Annotated in this window: 21 protein-coding genes; 1 reads left to right on the plus strand and 20 read right to left on the minus strand. The window is 39.1% G+C overall.

What is annotated here, in order from left to right; translation table 11 throughout:
- Window positions 1-19 precede the first annotated feature (19 nt).
- A complete protein-coding gene (locus tag FGM01_RS09670; RefSeq protein ID WP_143410969.1) occupies window positions 20-1,522 on the plus strand; it encodes a BCCT family transporter in 1,503 nt (500 codons plus the stop codon).
- Here FGM01_RS09670 and ctlX read toward each other — a convergent pair.
- The 20 genes from ctlX to rplF form a co-directional block, all read right to left on the minus strand.
- The gene (gene ctlX, locus FGM01_RS09675; RefSeq protein ID WP_143410970.1) at window positions 1,519-2,445 is read right to left on the minus strand and encodes a citrulline utilization hydrolase CtlX; all 927 of its coding nucleotides are present in this window, start codon (window positions 2,443-2,445) and stop codon (window positions 1,519-1,521) included. The genes FGM01_RS09670 and ctlX overlap by 4 nt on opposite strands.
- A gap of 10 nt (window positions 2,446-2,455) precedes the next feature.
- Complete coding sequence (locus FGM01_RS09680) at window positions 2,456-3,367, minus strand: dimethylarginine dimethylaminohydrolase family protein (RefSeq protein ID WP_143410971.1); 912 nt, start codon at window positions 3,365-3,367, stop codon at window positions 2,456-2,458.
- Between the two features lie 82 nt (window positions 3,368-3,449).
- Window positions 3,450-4,733: a citrate synthase gene (locus FGM01_RS09685; RefSeq protein WP_143410972.1), complete on the minus strand. Its 1,284-nt coding sequence runs from the start codon at window positions 4,731-4,733 to the stop codon at window positions 3,450-3,452.
- A gap of 264 nt (window positions 4,734-4,997) precedes the next feature.
- The gene (locus tag FGM01_RS09690) at window positions 4,998-6,542 is read right to left on the minus strand and encodes a glycogen synthase (RefSeq protein WP_143410973.1); all 1,545 of its coding nucleotides are present in this window, start codon (window positions 6,540-6,542) and stop codon (window positions 4,998-5,000) included.
- Window positions 6,543-6,695: 153 nt separating this feature from the next.
- Window positions 6,696-7,985, minus strand: coding sequence for a phosphopyruvate hydratase (gene eno, locus FGM01_RS09695; RefSeq protein ID WP_143410974.1), 1,290 nt, complete (start codon window positions 7,983-7,985; stop codon window positions 6,696-6,698).
- 199 nt (window positions 7,986-8,184) lie between these two features.
- Complete coding sequence (locus FGM01_RS09700; protein ID WP_143410975.1) at window positions 8,185-8,715, minus strand: hypothetical protein; 531 nt, start codon at window positions 8,713-8,715, stop codon at window positions 8,185-8,187.
- Window positions 8,716-8,837: 122 nt separating this feature from the next.
- Complete coding sequence (gene carA, locus FGM01_RS09705) at window positions 8,838-9,950, minus strand: glutamine-hydrolyzing carbamoyl-phosphate synthase small subunit (protein ID WP_143410976.1); 1,113 nt, start codon at window positions 9,948-9,950, stop codon at window positions 8,838-8,840.
- Between the two features lie 107 nt (window positions 9,951-10,057).
- Window positions 10,058-10,603, minus strand: a complete 546-nt coding sequence (gene rplQ / locus FGM01_RS09710) for a 50S ribosomal protein L17 (protein WP_143410977.1) — start codon at window positions 10,601-10,603, stop codon at window positions 10,058-10,060.
- Window positions 10,604-10,707: 104 nt separating this feature from the next.
- Window positions 10,708-11,700 carry a DNA-directed RNA polymerase subunit alpha gene (locus FGM01_RS09715; protein ID WP_143410978.1) on the minus strand — a complete coding sequence of 331 codons (993 nt, stop codon included), beginning with the start codon at window positions 11,698-11,700 and terminating at the stop codon, window positions 10,708-10,710.
- A gap of 22 nt (window positions 11,701-11,722) precedes the next feature.
- Window positions 11,723-12,328: a 30S ribosomal protein S4 gene (rpsD, locus tag FGM01_RS09720; RefSeq protein WP_143410979.1), complete on the minus strand. Its 606-nt coding sequence runs from the start codon at window positions 12,326-12,328 to the stop codon at window positions 11,723-11,725.
- Window positions 12,329-12,410: 82 nt separating this feature from the next.
- Entirely contained in the window at window positions 12,411-12,815 is a 405-nt protein-coding gene (gene rpsK / locus FGM01_RS09725; protein ID WP_143410980.1) for a 30S ribosomal protein S11, read from the minus strand.
- 8 nt (window positions 12,816-12,823) lie between these two features.
- On the minus strand, window positions 12,824-13,198 hold the full coding sequence (gene rpsM, locus FGM01_RS09730; protein ID WP_089666516.1) for a 30S ribosomal protein S13: 375 nt from the start codon (window positions 13,196-13,198) through the stop codon (window positions 12,824-12,826).
- 2 nt (window positions 13,199-13,200) lie between these two features.
- Window positions 13,201-13,317, minus strand: a complete 117-nt coding sequence (ykgO, locus tag FGM01_RS09735) for a type B 50S ribosomal protein L36 (protein WP_010519235.1) — start codon at window positions 13,315-13,317, stop codon at window positions 13,201-13,203.
- 116 nt (window positions 13,318-13,433) lie between these two features.
- The gene (gene infA / locus FGM01_RS09740; RefSeq protein ID WP_011710675.1) at window positions 13,434-13,649 is read right to left on the minus strand and encodes a translation initiation factor IF-1; all 216 of its coding nucleotides are present in this window, start codon (window positions 13,647-13,649) and stop codon (window positions 13,434-13,436) included.
- A gap of 2 nt (window positions 13,650-13,651) precedes the next feature.
- Window positions 13,652-14,989 carry a preprotein translocase subunit SecY gene (gene secY / locus FGM01_RS09745; protein ID WP_143410981.1) on the minus strand — a complete coding sequence of 446 codons (1,338 nt, stop codon included), beginning with the start codon at window positions 14,987-14,989 and terminating at the stop codon, window positions 13,652-13,654.
- Between the two features lie 11 nt (window positions 14,990-15,000).
- Complete coding sequence (gene rplO / locus FGM01_RS09750; protein WP_143410982.1) at window positions 15,001-15,453, minus strand: 50S ribosomal protein L15; 453 nt, start codon at window positions 15,451-15,453, stop codon at window positions 15,001-15,003.
- A 9-nt stretch (window positions 15,454-15,462) separates the two neighbouring features.
- Complete coding sequence (gene rpmD, locus FGM01_RS09755; RefSeq protein ID WP_208012724.1) at window positions 15,463-15,645, minus strand: 50S ribosomal protein L30; 183 nt, start codon at window positions 15,643-15,645, stop codon at window positions 15,463-15,465.
- Window positions 15,646-15,658: 13 nt separating this feature from the next.
- A complete protein-coding gene (gene rpsE, locus FGM01_RS09760; RefSeq protein ID WP_011710679.1) occupies window positions 15,659-16,183 on the minus strand; it encodes a 30S ribosomal protein S5 in 525 nt (174 codons plus the stop codon).
- Between the two features lie 6 nt (window positions 16,184-16,189).
- Complete coding sequence (rplR, locus tag FGM01_RS09765) at window positions 16,190-16,546, minus strand: 50S ribosomal protein L18 (RefSeq protein WP_143410984.1); 357 nt, start codon at window positions 16,544-16,546, stop codon at window positions 16,190-16,192.
- Window positions 16,547-16,558: 12 nt separating this feature from the next.
- Complete coding sequence (gene rplF, locus FGM01_RS09770) at window positions 16,559-17,101, minus strand: 50S ribosomal protein L6 (protein ID WP_143410985.1); 543 nt, start codon at window positions 17,099-17,101, stop codon at window positions 16,559-16,561.
- Window positions 17,102-17,113 lie beyond the last annotated feature (12 nt).

Below are 17,113 nucleotides of genomic sequence, written 5' to 3' on the forward strand. Positions count from 1 at the left end.
ATTAAACGAAATATTCCATTTGAAGCTGTCTTTCAACTCACTTACTAAGAACAAGGTTTTTTTAACCTCCGCAGTATTACTGATCCTTAGCTCTGTACTGATCTTTATTTTCACCAATGAGTTTTACAACAGTATTGAAGAGACTTCGCTTTGGGTTAGAAACTATTTTGGGACTTTCTATCTGTGGCTGGGCTTAGGTTGTGTTCTTTTTTTGCTCTTAGTAGCAATTTCAAAATTTGGCAGGATCAGGTTAGGGAATTCCCCACCCGAATTTGACAGGCTTTCCTGGATCGCTATGTTATATTCTGCAGGGATGGGAGCCGGCATTTTACTACGTGCAGTACAGGAACCGGTTTATATGTTTTTGAATCCGCCTATTGAAACGGGTGAACCACTCGAAATCATTTCTTTGGAATACACCTTCTATCAATGGGGCTTTACCGCCTGGGCATTTTACGGACTCTTTGCCCTGGTTATAGGATATTCCATTTTTGTAGATAAAGCTGATATCAGGTTAAGCTCCGGTTTTAACAGCTTTAGCAAGTTACCTTTTCTGCCGGCTACCATAGACATTCTTACTATTCTCACCACTGTTATTGGCCTTGTCGCGGCGATTGGTCTTGGAACAACCCAGATTGAGGGTGGACTAAGCCATTTAGAATCCAAAGAACCAGGCTCCTTAATTCAAAATATGGGATTGGTTTTCATGATTTGCAGCCTCGCTTTTTTATCTGCCTGGGCTGGTGTAAGTAAAGGAATCAGGAGAATTTCTAACTGGAACATTTATATAACCATCCTGCTGCTTTTATTTGTTTTTGCATATGGAAATATCCCAGAAATCCTGTTAAATTTTTTTAGTTCTCTTTATCATTATATTGTTGATTTTATTCCTCTGAGCCTTGCTTTTGGAGATTATGATCCGGGAGTTAAATTTCTTACAGACTGGACTTATTATTACTGGGCATTCTGGCTGGCATGGGCTCCATTCACCGGTATTTTTATCGCCAGAATTTCCCGGGGCAGAACAATAAGGGAGATGATCTTTGGTGTATTACTGATCCCTTCTCTAGGAAGTTTTTTCTGGTTCAGTGTTTTTGGAACTTCTGCGTTTGAACTAATTGAAAAATGGAAGGTTTATAATAATGAATTTAGCAATGTATTCACCTCTATGTTTATTTTCTTCGAAAATTATCCATTACCAATAGTTACAAGCTTTATAGTAATCGTACTACTAATAAGCTTCCTCGTCACTTCAGTGGATTCTGCCATTTTTGTTTTGAGCATGTTTACAGATCATGGCAGGAAAGAGCCCCGGAAAAGATTTCGGCTAGCCTGGGCTATTTTAATATTGATTTTTTGCGAAGCGATCATTGTACTGGGCCATGTCAAACCAAACTCCAATGTACTTACCGCGATGCAAAAATTCCTTATTATTAGCTCATTGCCATTTGCAATTTTCAGCCTGATCATTATAATGCTGTTCGGCAGAAAACTCTATAGAAGAAGGTCTGAAAAGTTCTAAGCTTTGGGCAGGAACACTTCTGCCATCATACATCTGGCACTTCCACCACCACAGGTCTCGATGGCATTAATCTCTGAACTTAGAATTTCACAGTGTTTTTCAATTCTATCAAGTTGATCTTCGGTTAGACTTCTATGTGCCCGGGCGCTCATCACAAGATATTTCTTTCCTCCTTCTCCCTGAACCTGTAACATATTACCGGCGAATTCATGCATTTGTTTTTCAGAAATGGAGATGATTTCTTTGCCATCCATTTTAAGATGTTTAAGGACATTTTTTCTTTCCTTTTTATCATCTATAGTATCCAAGCAAATAACCGCAAAATCTTCGGCTATACACATAATAACATTGGTATGATATATCGGCAGGCGCTTCCCCTCTACGCTTTGGTAGGCATTAAAAATTACCGGCGTAAATTCAAAATCCTCACAGAATTCAATCAAAAGATCTTCATCTGCACGGGGAGAAATAGCACAATATGCCTTCTCATTTTGCCTGTCCAGGATCAAACTTCCTGTACCTTCAAGAAATATATCATCTTCCTCTGCAATGGTATAATCTACAATATCGGTAATCTTATAACCCGCATCCTCGAGATCTGAAAAATATTGCAGCCTGCGCTCCTTTCTCCTGTTTTCAGCGAACATGGGGAATAACGCAACCTGACCATTCTCGTGAAATGACACCCAGTTATTCGGAAAAATACTGTCTGGTGTATCATCTTCAGGAACGTCATCTACCACTATTACATTTACTCCAACAGATCTTAGTTTACCAACAAATATGTCGAACTCCTGGGTTGCGATCTCATTGATATTATCACTATCCATTTTCTGCTGAAAGTAATTATTTACCGCCGTCTGCTCGTTCATACGGAAGCCAACGGGCCTCACCATCAAAATTGTATCTGTAATCTGCCTCATTGTCTTAAATTTATTCTCTTATTAAAGGTAAGGTAGAACAACGCAATAAACCTTCCTGTTTAGCTATTTCAGCATAAGGCACTTCCTCCACCGTTATGCCCTGTTCTCTAAGCCATTTATTTAACCTGGTAAATCCTTTTTCAGAAATGACCACGTCTTCAGAAATCGAGAAAATATTGGAGTTCATGTGATACATTTCGTCGCGGGTGATCTCATAAACATTTTCCCTTCCAAAGAAATTGATTAACCATTCATATTCCTCTTCAATAAGAAAACCTCCCTTATAGATGATCGCTTTATTTTTCCCTACGGGCTGAAAACAGCAATCTAAATGCAATGCATTGTCTTTAGCAATTGAATTTGACTTTTTCAAACTGAATGAAATCACCTTCTTCTCCGGAAAAATTTTCTCCAGCTCTTCTACAGCCTTAAGATTTGTTCGCGCAGTGATGAAATCACGGTAATCCTTTCCTTTATACGTCCCTACGAAAATATAGTCTCCCATAGGCATTACATCTCCTCCTTCGATATGAGCTTCCCTGGGCAGGGTAATAATATTTTCAGGTTTTATCTGTTTCATGACGTGCTCTATCGCATCGATCTCCTGATCCCTGTCGGGCAGAATATTCGATTTTATAAACTTGTCATCAATCACAAAGGCAATATCCCTGGTAAATATCTGGTTGTAATCCTGAATGACTTTAGGCCTGTAAACCTCCACATCATATTTTTTCAAAACAGCCGCAACTGCTTCGATCTCCTTTACCATGTCCTCTTCTTTGGGATAGGTACCGGCTATTATATGCTCCTTGGATTTTGGATCATATGCTTCCTCCAAAGTGGGAATAGGACCAATACTTTCAGCAGTTCCAAGTACTACCGCTTTCAGTTTTGAGGTTTCATTCTTAATATGCAAATTCATTGCGTAAATTTTGACAAATATAGAAAAGCTCCATCCATAGATGAAGCTTTTTTAATTATTCATTTGTAAGATGCACCAGATCTTATCTGCTACCCAGAGGTTTGAAATCCCTGTGATTTTCACCTACATATATCTGGCGTGGACGCCCGATTGGCTCTTTCTTTAAGCGCATCTCTCTCCATTGTGCGATCCATCCCGGAAGTCTACCCAATGCAAACATTACGGTGAACATGTCTACCGGAATACCTAGTGCACGGTATATAATTCCTGAATAAAAATCTACGTTTGGATATAGTTTTCTTTCAACGAAATAATCGTCTTCCAATGCTTCTTTTTCTAAACCTTTTGCGATATCAAGAACAGGGTCTTCTATTCCTAGCTGACCAAGCACCTCATCTGCAGATTTCTTGATGATCTTAGCTCTTGGGTCAAAGTTTTTATATACACGGTGACCAAAGCCCATCAAACGGAAAGGATCATCCTTGTCCTTTGCCTTTTGCATAAACTTGTGCGTATCACCACCATCTTCTTTTATTTTTTCAAGCATTTCTATTACGGCCTGGTTTGCACCTCCATGAAGTGGTCCCCAAAGTGCAGAAATTCCAGCAGAAAGAGAAGCGAAAAGACCTGCATGTGAAGAGCCTACCATTCTTACTGTTGACGTAGAACAGTTTTGCTCATGATCTGCGTGCAGGATCAATAATTTATCCAGGGCATCTATAACCGCCTTATCCACACTATAAGTCTTATTAGGCTTCTCGAACATCATTTTATGCAGGTTCTCTACATATCCAAGATCTTCATCCCCATAATTAAGCGGAAGACTGTTTTTCTTTCTTAGAGTCCAGGCAGCAAGTACCGGGAATTTACCTAATATCTTAACGATGGCCTTATACATATCCTCTTCTGAAGAAACATCTACTGAAGATGGATTAAATGCAATTAAAGCACTTGTCAAAGAAGAAAGAACTCCCATTGGGTGCGCAGATTTCGGAAATCCGTCAAGGATCTTCTTCATCTCCTCATCAACATGAGATTGCTCTTTAATATCATTATTAAACTTCTCTAACTGTTCTTTATTTGGTAATTCTCCAAAGATCAATAGATATACTACCTCAAGAAAATCTGCTTTTTCGGCAAGATCCTCAATAGCATATCCGCGATATCTTAAAATACCTTTTTCCCCGTCTAAAAACGTGATAGCACTCTCACAGCTTCCAGTATTCTTAAATCCGGGATCCAACGTGATGAGACCTGCTTCTCCACGAAGTTTTTTAATATCTATCCCTATTTCATCTTCGGTTCCCACGGTAACGGGAAACTCATATTTCTTTCCGTCAAATTCGAGTGTCGCTGTTTTAGACATATTATAGTTTATTCTTTTAGATTAATTTTTAAGGATTGCTAAATTACGAAATTTACTGTTAAAATAATTTTAAGCTGGGTATTGAAATTTCAGAAATACCCCTGTTTTATACCGTTTTCGTAAATTTTAACTTTATTACACCAATAACTTGAAGCTGTTTTAATAAGAATCACAGAAAATTCGAAAAAATAAGTGCGGCTAAATGATATTCTATGTTCCCCCAGATGTTTTAAGAGGAGCTCATATTAAGGGGATAGTTTTCATTTAAACCGGGGAATAAAGTTCTTTATAATAAGTATCTACAGACTTTTCCCAGGTAAATCTTTCCTTACGCGCATTAGCTGCTATTTCGTTCCAGGCCGAGCGATCCTGAAAATAAAGATCTACAGCATCTGAGAAAACCCTTAAAAAATTACCGATCTTTTCTTTTGTGGTAACGCCATCAAAGCTGAAACCCGTTACCAAATGACGCACTGTATCCTTCAGGCCTCCGGTATTATGCACTAGACATGGCTGGCCATTCCTCATCGCCAGCATCTGGCTTATCCCACAAGGCTCAAACTGGCTGGGCATAAGGTATAAATCTGATTCCTGGTAAAGCATATCTATTATGCTCTCTGATTGCGCATTAATAAATATAAAATTTTTGAACTCATAACTCGCTTCCCTGAAGATCTCTTCGTATTCGGGAGCGCCGGTTCCCAGTAAAATATAAACCCCATTTACCTTTTGCAACTTCTCCATAAGCCCTCTTAACAGGCCAGGTTCTTTTTTGAAAAAGTAAAACTTTTGTTCGGTAAGCCGGGCTACACTAGTACAGATAAAATCTGGTTTATGCTCCTGCCACCTGGTGATCTTCTCACCGGTGTGGGCCATATAATGAGCTTTATAATCCTTTTTTTCTTCCTGAAGCCAACGAAAAAGCCTGCGAACACATTGTCGCCAAAGAATGCCTTTTTCTACCTGAGTAACATCTGAATAATTAGCCCCGTTCAAAATTCCAAATAATCTACCTTCCCTTTCTGCCTGCTGCAGATCCTCCTCCAGACCTTCACCTCCAATAAAATGCGGCGGGTCGCTAGGTTTCTGAATATCTTCCTTATAAGAAGGTGAAACGGTATGAACTGCATCTGCCAGCCTGATCCCTACGGCCATTAGATTTATACAATCGGGATAACGGCGGTCATATAGTTTATCACGGTCATAGTTAATATCTGGAAAAAATGCCTGCACCGAGGAATAATTATTATCAAATGGCCTGATTCCCTGGATGGCCAGATTATGAATAGAATAGACCATTCTAATGTTTCTGAGATTTTGGAATCTAGGATTGAATTCTCTTAAAAACAGAAGCATACTGGTATGCCAGTCATGTAAATGCAGGATATCGATCTTGCCAAAAGCATCATCCCTGATGGCTGCTGCCACCGCGGTGCAAAATAGAGAAAATACATTCGCATCTGTGTAAAACGGCTGGTCTGGATCGTTATAGTAAATATGCGCTATATCTCCGGCCTTGATATCAGGATGATGTAGAACATAATGTTTAATTCCTGTGATCTCTTTTTTACCTGTTACCTCGAAAATCTCAGCATTATGCGGAACACCTCTAAATACAAAATGTACATCTGTAAGTTTTGTGGCGTCTGAATTATGGAGGCGGGAATATGATGGAGTAATGACATGAGCAAGATCTCCACGGGAGGCAATCTGCCTCGGGACGTCACGAACTACATCGCCCATCCCTCCAGCCTTACAGCGCGGAATCCCATCATTTTCTGCGGCAACAAATAAAAATTTGCGTTTCAAAAGTTGTGATTAGTTGATGGCCTGAATTTAATGATTAAGCCAGAGCATTCACAGAGAAATTGATTAAATCATTGTTAATCTCAGAATTTAAAATAAATTCACAAAAAAAGCTCCTTTAAAGAAGGAGCTTTTTAAGTTTAGCTATGGTGGAAATTACTTTATTTTAAAAGCCTTATCCTGTGGATAATAAGCTACATCTCCCAATTCTTCCTCAATTCTGATTAATTGATTGTATTTCGCCATTCGGTCACTACGTGATGCCGAACCTGTTTTGATCTGCCCGGTATTCAAAGCAACCGCAAGATCTGCAATGGTGTTATCTTCCGTTTCTCCGGAACGGTGTGACATAACAGATGTATATCCGGCATTATGTGCCATATTTACTGCCGCAATAGTTTCAGTTAAAGTACCAATCTGGTTTACTTTAATTAAAATGGAATTTGCAATATTTTCTTTTATACCTCTTCCCAATCTTTCAACATTGGTCACAAAAAGATCATCACCAACGAGCTGAACCTTATCACCAATTTTATCGGTTACAGCTTTCCAGCCTTCCCAGTCGTTCTCATCCATACCATCTTCAATAGAAATAATAGGATATTTAGAAGCTAGTTCAGCAAGATACTCTGCCTGCTCCTCACTGGTTCTAATCTTTCCTTTATCCCCTTCAAATTTGGTATAATCATATTTACCATTTACATAGAACTCAGCAGCTGCACAGTCTAAAGCGATCATCACCTGTTTTCCCGGCTCATACCCTGCATTTTTAATAGCTTTTAGTATTGTATCTAAAGCGTCCTCTGTACCATCAAGGGTTGGAGCAAAACCACCTTCATCACCAACTGCCGTACTCAGACCACGGTCATGCAGTACTTTTTTAAGGTTATGGAAAATTTCTGTTCCCATTTTCAAGGCGTGAGAAAATGTATCTGCCATTACCGGCATCACCATAAATTCCTGAAAAGCTATTGGAGCATCACTATGAGATCCTCCATTAATGATATTCATCATAGGTACCGGAAGCGTATTTGCACTTACACCACCAACGTATCTGTATAAAGGCATATTCAATTCATTGGCCGCAGCCTTAGCTACAGCTAAAGAAACACCAAGAATTGCGTTGGCTCCTAATTTTGATTTATTTGGGGTACCATCAAGATCGATCATGGTCTGGTCTATAAGATTTTGTTCAAAAACCGAAAATCCCAGAAGCCTGTCGGCGATCTCTTCATTCACGTTCTCTATAGCTTTTAAAACACCCTTACCCATATAGTCCTTACCACCGTCACGAAGTTCTACTGCTTCATGTTCACCTGTGGAGGCTCCTGAAGGTACGGCTGCCCTTCCCAGAATACCATTTTCAGTAATCACATCTACCTCTACGGTAGGATTTCCTCTTGAATCAAATATCTGACGTGCATGAATATCTAAAATAGCGCTCATTATATCTTTTTTTTATAGTTAGTTCAACAACCTGCAAGATACAAAGACAAAGGTTAAATATAGTGGGAGAGCTTTAGTTTTAAAGCATTTATAACAAAAATGGAAACTAAAACGTTTTCGAAAATACGAGATTTTCATATAGATGATTATATCTCAGGAATATCAGGGTTAAGCTGTATTTAATTTAATGGTTTAAACCTTATTTAATAATAACCCAACCCAGCTGAAGGCCAAATAACGGGGTGAAATATATTTCTTCCGCTTCATTAAATCCCAGACCAAGCCCCAGATTCAGGTTCAATTTGAAACCACTATAGTATACCCGTTGCAGGCCCCATGCCGGACCAATGAATACGCCATAGTCATTGGAATACTCAAGATCTCCTATAATTGGCTTACCGCCGGTGATAGAAGCTATGCCCGCAATATAGTTGGCACTATTTTCTGAGATCTTTCTTCCTTTATCTGCTCTTTGCGTAAAATTGTAATATTGCCGGTATTGTACCTCAAACCCAGGAAAGACACCAAAAGCTTCGCCGCTATAGGATGACCTGTGATAGGCAAAACCTACCCCAAGGTCTAAGTTCACGGTAGATCTTTCTGCTATGGCTATTTCATATTCTGCAGAAGGTGCCAGAAGATTCAAAGAGAACTGGCTGTTCGTAGAGACATCCTGGCCAAAAGTGACCAGCCTGTTAAAAATGAAAATAAGCAAAATAAGTCTTTTCATTGCAGAGAGCTTACTCCTTATAAAGCTAGACCTTTATCTTAATGATTCAAATTTTATTTTAAGTACATCCAATAAAAAAGCCGGAAAAACAATTCCGGCTTTTAATTATAATCTTCTTAAAATTATGCTTTCACAGATTTTATCCTGTCAATGAATTCATAAAACAGATAACTAGCATCGTGAGGCCCCGGACTTGCTTCCGGGTGATATTGTACAGAAAAGGTATTTTTATTTTTCATAGCCAGCCCTCCAACTGTTCCGTCATTAAGACATATATGGGTTACTTCCACATCTGGATGAGCTTCGGTCTGAGATTTATCCACAGAGAATCCATGGTTTTGAGAAGTGATCTCACCTTTACCGGTAATCATATTCTTAACCGGGTGGTTGATTCCCCTGTGACCATGATGCATTTTATAAGTATCAATTCCATTGGCAATCGCTATGATTTGGTGCCCCAGGCAAATACCAAATAACGGATGATCATTTTCAATGATCGTTTTAGTCACATTAATCGCGCTATCCAGAGGTTGTGGATCCCCGGGACCGTTAGATAGAAAATATCCATCAGGATTCCAGGATTTCATATCCTCATAGGTTGCATTGTATGGGAAAACTTTAATATAAGCGTCCCTTTCTGCAAGATTCCTTAAAATATTAGTTTTGATCCCAACATCCAGCGCCGCGATCTTATAAGTTGCATCTTCATTACCGTAGAAATAAGGCTCTTTGGTTGAAACTTTAGAAGCTAATTCGAGCCCATTCATATCGGGAACTTTTTCCAACTCTTTCTTAAGTCCGTCAATATCATCCACATCTGTAGATATTATCGCGTTCATAGCTCCGTTTTCGCGGATATAGGTTACCAAAGCCCTGGTATCTACATCTGAAATGGCAAAAATATTATTTTCTTCAAGAAATTTTTCCAGGGTTTGATCTGCTGCAGGCCTGGATTGAGTGTAACTAAAGTTTTTACAGATAAGCCCGGCGATCTTTGCACCATCAGATTCATTTTCATCTTTATTGGTGCCATAATTACCAATATGTGCATTGGTAGTAACCATTAACTGGCCGTAATAGGATGGATCTGTAAAGATCTCCTGGTACCCGGTCATCCCGGTATTGAAACAAACTTCTCCGGTAGCTTTTCCTTCCTTATTTCCAACAGCCTTACCGTAAAAAATAGTTCCGTCTTCTAATAAAATGATCGCTTTGCGTTTAGCCTGATATTTCATAGTTGTGTTATAGTTGTTGTTGCGACAAATTTAATCAAAGGGTATAAAAAAAGGATAAACTATTAAAGTTTATCCTTTTAAAATTTAGGCGGTAATAAGAATCATAACTATTCTTCTTTTTTATCGTCCTTTTTTTCTCCAGCTTTAGACTCTTCAGCCTTTGGCTCTTCTTTTTTAGTTTCTTTTGCAGAAGCATCTTTTGGCTGTGCAGTAGAAGCAGTATCATCTGCTTTCTTCTTACCAGCACGACGAGTAGACTTTTTCTTCTTAGGCTTCTCTCCAACATTGTAAGTTTCATTGAAATCTACAAGTTCTACAAGAGCCATTTCAGCAGCATCACCAAGACGACTACCAAGTTTAATAACCCTGGTATATCCTCCCGGACGATCTCCAACTTTAGGAGCTACCTCACGAAACAGTTCACTCACCGCTTCTTTGCTTCTTAGCTTACTAAACACAAGACGTCTGTTGTGAGTAGTATCGTTTTTACACTTAGTTACTAATGGCTCTACAAATACTTTAAGAGCTTTCGCTTTAGCAACCGTAGTGTTGATACGTTTATGCTCAATTAGGGAACATGCCATATTCGCAAGCATTGCCTTACGATGTGCAGTTTGTCTACCTAAATGGTTTATTTTCTTTCCGTGTCTCATGACATTTTAATTTTCGCCATCTTGCTGCGACTCTTTTTGAGGAGCAAATTATGGCTATTGTTATATTTTAAAATTCCAGTCGTGATTTAAAACTCACTCGATGACTAGTCTTTATCTAATTTATATTTTGAAAGGTCCATTCCAAAGTTCAAACCTTTATTGCTTACAAGCTCTTCAAGTTCAGTAAGTGATTTTTTACCGAAATTTCTGAATTTCATCAAGTCATTCTTGTTGTAAGAAACAAGGTCTCCAAGAGTGTCAACTTCAGCAGCTTTTAGACAGTTAAGAGCTCTAACTGATAGATCTAGATCTACCAACTTCGTTTTAAGAAGTTGTCTCATGTGAAGAGACTCCTCATCATAAGTTTCAGTTTGAGCGATCTCATCAGCCTCCAGAGTAATTCTCTCGTCAGAGAATAACATAAAGTGGTGAATCAATGTCTTGGCAGCCTCGGTTAAAGCATCTTTTGGATGAATAGAACCATCACTGATAATTTCGAATACCAGTTTTTCATAGTCAGTCTTCTGCTCCACACGATAATTCTCGATGCTATATTTTACATTCTTGATTGGAGTGTAAATAGAATCTGTGAATATCGTTCCAAGAGGAGCATTGGCTTTCTTGTTTTCTTCAGCCGGAACGTAACCTCTACCTTTCTCGATAGTAACTTCCATATTCAGACTTACTTTCTTATCCATGTGACAAATCACAAGATCTGGATTAAGAACCTGAAATCCTGAAATGAATTTCTGGAAGTGACCGGCAGTTAACTGCTCTTCTCCGGATACAGAAATGGTAACCGATTCGTTATCGATCTCATCGATCTGCCTTTTAAATCTGATCTGTTTCAGGTTAAGGATTATCTCGGTTACATCTTCCACTACTCCTGCGATGGTAGAGAATTCGTGATCTACACCTTCAATTCTAACTGAAGTGATCGCGAAACCTTCCAAAGAAGATAAAAGCACTCGTCTTAAAGCGTTACCAACGGTTAATCCATATCCAGGTTCCAAAGGGCGAAATTCAAATTTCCCTTCGAAATCGGTTGAATCAATCATTATAACTTTATCGGGCTTCTGAAAATTTAGTATTGCCATATTTCGACTTCTGTGTGAATTATTATTTCGAATATAATTCGACTATAAATTGTTCATTAATGTTTTCAGGAATCTGGACTCTTCCAGGTACTGCAACGAAAGTTCCTTCTTTCTTTTCAGAATTCCAGGTGATCCATTCATAAACACTGCTGTTGTTTGATAATGATTCCTGAATTACAGCAAGTGATTTAGATTTTTCTCTAACACCAACTACATCACCAGCTTTTAAGTGGTATGAAGGGATGTTTACTAATTCACCGTTAACGGTAATGTGACGGTGTCCTACTAATTGACGTGCAGCTCTTCTAGAAGGCGCTACACCCATACGGTACACTACATTATCCAGACGGGATTCACAAAGTTGAAGAAGCACCTCACCAGTAATTCCCTGGGCACGGGTTGCTTTTTCAAACATGTTGCGGAATTGACGCTCAAGAATACCGTAGGTATACTTAGCTTTTTGCTTCTCCATTAACTGGATAGCATATTCTGATTTTTTTCCACGACGACGGTTATTACCGTGCTGTCCTGGAGGATAATTTCTTTTTTCGAAAGATTTGTCGTCTCCAAAAATAGCTTCACCGAACTTACGGGCTATTTTAGTTTTTGGACCAGTATATCTTGCCATTACTATAGTTGTTTTAGAAAGGGATTATGAATTAAGGCATTAGTCCTTCGATAATCTAAATCCTCTCCTATTATTAAATTTATTAAACTCTACGTCTCTTTGGTGGACGACAACCATTGTGTGGAAGCGGAGTAACATCGATGATCTCAGTTACTTCTATACCATTATTATGGATAGATCTTATCGCTGATTCTCTTCCGTTTCCTGGACCTTTTACGTATACTTTCACTTTACGCAATCCAGCTTCGTGAGCTACTTTAGAAGCATCTTCAGCAGCTAGCTGTGCAGCGTAAGGAGTATTTTTTTTAGATCCTCTAAAACCCATTTTTCCTGCAGATGACCATGCAACAACATCTCCCTTTTTATTGGTAAGAGAAATAATGATGTTATTGAAGGAAGCAGTAACGTGTGCTTCACCGTTTGCTTCAACGATTACTTTACGTTTCTTCTGAGTTTTACCGGCTTTTTGATTTGCTTTCTTTGCCATACTACTTACTATTTAGTCGCTTTTTTCTTGTTAGCAACTGTTTTTCTTCTTCCTTTTCTGGTTCTGGAGTTGTTTTTAGTTCTCTGACCTCTTAAAGGTAATCCGGCTCTGTGACGAATACCTCTGTAACATCCAATATCCATTAGACGTTTAATGCTCATTTGAACCTCAGTACGTAATTCTCCTTCGATTGTAAATTGACCAACGGCTTCACGGATCTTTCCGATCTCGTCATCGTCCCAATCTGAGACTTTTTTACTCTCATCTACTTTAGCCTGTGCAAGTATCTCCTGAGCCCTGCTTCTGCCAATTCCGAAGATATAGGTCAATGCTATAACTCCTCGCTTTTGTTTGGGTATATCTACCCCTGCAATTCTTGCCATAATTAGCCTTGTCTTTGTTTAAATCTAGGATTCTTTTTGTTAATCACGTAAAGGCGCCCTTTTCTGCGAACGATCTTGCAGTCGGCACTTCTCTTTTTTATTGATGCTCTAACTTTCATCTTATCTCTTTTTAATTCTCCGGCAGAGGTTTAACCCTGCTGGTGAAATTTTAGCCGTCATAAATTTTTCAGAGTGCAAAAGTATAAAAAATTTATAAAAGGCTGAAAATTACTTTTTAGTATCTGTAAGTTATTCGAGCCTTAGTTAAATCGTAAGGACTCATTTCCAGTTTCACCTTATCTCCAGGTAACAGTTTAATGTAATGCATACGCATCTTCCCAGAGATGTGGGCCGTCACAACGTGACCGTTTTCAAGTTCTACACGAAACATTGCATTAGACAATGCTTCAATAATAGTTCCATCCTGTTCTATTGCTGCTTGCTTTGCCATAATTACGCTACTGCTTTTCTGTTTTTACCTGTTTTCATTAGTCCGTCATAGTGTCTATTCAACAAGTATGAATTTACCTGTTGCATAGTATCTATTGCAACTCCAACCATAATCAACAGCGAGGTACCACCAAAAAATAACGCCCAGCTTTGCTGTACACCCAGCAATGAAAACACTATAGCAGGGAACACTGCGATTAGCGCCAGGAATATAGATCCTGGAAGGGTTATCTGAGACATGATGCGGTCAAGATACTCGGCAGTTTCAGTCCCGGGACGAATCCCTGGAATAAATCCACCACTTCTCTTTAGATCATCTGCCATTTTATTTGTTGGAACGGTGATCGCCGTATAGAAATATGTAAATATGATGATCAATAAAGCGAACACCAGATTATACCAGAATCCGAAAATATTCTGAAATGCAGCAGTCACACCCTGAGCGGTATCTGAGTCTGAAAGACCAGCTACAGCCACAGGAATAAACATAATTGCCTGAGCAAAGATGATTGGCATAACTCCCGAAGCATTCAGTTTTAACGGAATGTATTGTCTTGAACCGAAAACATTCTTTTCATATCCACCTGAAGCAGATCTTCTGGCATACTGCACCGGAATTTGGCGCACTGCCATAACCAGCATAACTGACGCCATAATAATAGCGAACCAGATAACTAATTCTATCAGTATCATAACCAGACCACCATTCGATTCAAATACTCTTGAAGCAAATTCCTGAATGAAGGCTTGCGGCAGGGTGGCAATAATACCAACCATAATCAATAATGAAATACCGTTACCAATACCCTTATCTGTGATCTTCTCACCTAGCCACATCGCGAAAATAGTACCCGTAGTAAGGATGATCACCGATGAGATCACAAATGTTAGGTTATCCCCTAACAAGAACGCTTCTCCCGGTAATGTTGCAAACAGGTTATAAATATAACCCGGCCCCTGTACTAGAGTAATTGCGATGGTAAGCCAACGCGTGATTTGATTAATCTTCTTACGCCCGCTTTCTCCTTCCTTCTGCAATTTCTGAAGATAAGGAATTGCGATTCCCATCAATTGCACCACAATAGAAGCAGAGATATAAGGCATGATCCCTAATGCAAAAACAGAGGCGTTAGAAAACGCACCTCCGGTAAAGGCATTAAGCAAACCTAATAAACCGCTGTCTGTCTGGTTAGCCAGATTAGAAAGCTGAGCGGCATCGATTCCGGGAAGCACTACTTGCGCCCCGAAACGATATACCAAAAGCAAACCGAGGGTTACTAAAATTCTGTTTTTTAGCTCCTCGATTTTCCAAATATTTTTAATCGTATTGATGAATTTCATTTGATTATCTATTATAAAGTAACAACTTCACCTCCGGCAGCTTCGATAGCTTCTTTCGCTGAGGCTGTAAATTTATGAACAGATATTTTCAACTTAGCCTTTAATTCACCTCTACCTAATATCTTAACAAGCTCGTTTCTTCCGGCAAGACCGTTTTCAACCAGCACGTCCATATCTACTGTATCCTTAATTCTTCCTTCATCAACAAGTGACTGAAGAGTATCCAGGTTAATTCCCTGGTATACTTTACGGTTTCTGTTGGTGAATCCAAATTTAGGTACACGTCTTTGAAGTGGCATCTGCCCTCCTTCAAAACCGATCTTCTTGGAATAACCAGAACGTGACTTGGCTCCTTTGTGACCTCTGGTAGAAGTTCCACCTTTACCAGATCCTTCACCACGACCAATACGCTTGCTATTCTTTCTAACTGAACCTTCTGCAGGTTTTAAGTTACTTAAATCCATGAGAGATTATTATTTTGTTTCTTCGACAGAAACTAAGTGTTTAACTTTATTTACCATACCAAGGATGTTTGGCGTATCGTCATGCTCAACCGTCTGCCCGATTCTCTTAAGCCCTAAGGACTCAAGAACAAGCTTTTGATTCTTAGTGCGGTTGATAGCACTTTTTACTTTTGTGACTTTTATCTTTCCCATCTTATTCCTTGATTTATCCTTTAAAAACCTTTTCCAATGAAACACCTCTTTGTTTTGCAACAGTTTCGGCACTTCTTAATTGTAGTAAGGCATCAAAAGTAGCTTTTACAACGTTGTGAGGGTTCGAAGATCCCTGGTTCTTAGAAAGTACATCGTGTACTCCTACAGATTCCAATACCGCACGAATCGCACCACCAGCAATAATACCGGTACCGGCAGCAGCTGGAAGCAACATTACTCTTGCTCCACCATACTTACCTTTTTGTTCGTGAGGTAAAGTTCCCTTATGCAAAGGAATGCGTACCAGATTTTTCTTAGCGTCTTCTACCGCTTTAGAGATAGCGTCTGCAACCTCCTTGGATTTTCCAAGTCCCTGTCCAACGACACCATTCTCATCTCCTACTACAACTATAGCAGAGAATCCAAAGGCTCTACCACCTTTAGTAACCTTAGTAACACGTTGTACTCCAACCAAACGATCTTTCAATTCAAGACCTCCTGGTTTTACATGCTCTACGTTTTTATAATCTTGATACATAATTTTCTAGAATTTTAGTCCTCCTTCGCGAGCACCTTCTGCTAATGATTTAACTCTACCGTGATATAAATACCCACCTCTATCGAAAGAAATAGTATCTATTCCGGCTTTCTTCGCTTTCTCTGCGATGGCTTTACCCACCATCTGAGCCTGCTCTTTTCTATCTGCAGAAGCAGTAGCGATTTCCTTATCTCTTGAAGAAGCTGATGCTAAGGTCTTACCTTCTACGTCGTCGATGATCTGAGCATAAATTTCTTTATTACTTCTAAAAACAGATAATCTAGGACGGCTTGTTGTTCCAACGATATCCTTACGGATACGTTTTCTGATTTTATTTCTTCTATCTTGTTTTGACACTGCCATAACTAAACTTTATTAAGCTGATTTACCTGCTTTTCTTCTCAATTGCTCACCTACAAACTTAATACCTTTTCCTTTGTAAGGTTCAGGCTTTCTGAATGAACGGATTTTCGCCGCAACTTGTCCAACAAGTTGTTTGTCATGAGAAGTAAGCTTCACGATAGGATTCTTACCTTTTTCTGAGACAGTCTCCACTTTTACTTCCGGAGCCAAATCTATCACAATATTATGAGAAAAACCAACGGCCAGATCAAGCTTGTTTCCCTGGTTGCTGGCACGGTATCCAACACCTACAAGTTCAAGTTCTTTTGTGTAACCATTAGTAACACCTTCAATCATATTGTTTATCAAAGCACGGTATAAACCGTGTTTTGCTTTCTGATCACTTTTATCTGAAGAACGCTCGAAAGTAATTACATTATCCTCGATTTTCACGTCGATATCTTCTACCTTCTGTGTAAGCTCTCCTAATTTTCCTTTTACCGTCACAACACCATCTTTGTGCTCTACTGTCACACCATCTGGAATCGTTACCGGGCTTTTACCTATTCTTGACATTTCTTTAGTCTT

It is taken from the genome of Christiangramia sabulilitoris (genome assembly GCF_007050985.1).
Lineage (GTDB): Bacteria > Bacteroidota > Bacteroidia > Flavobacteriales > Flavobacteriaceae > Christiangramia > Christiangramia sabulilitoris.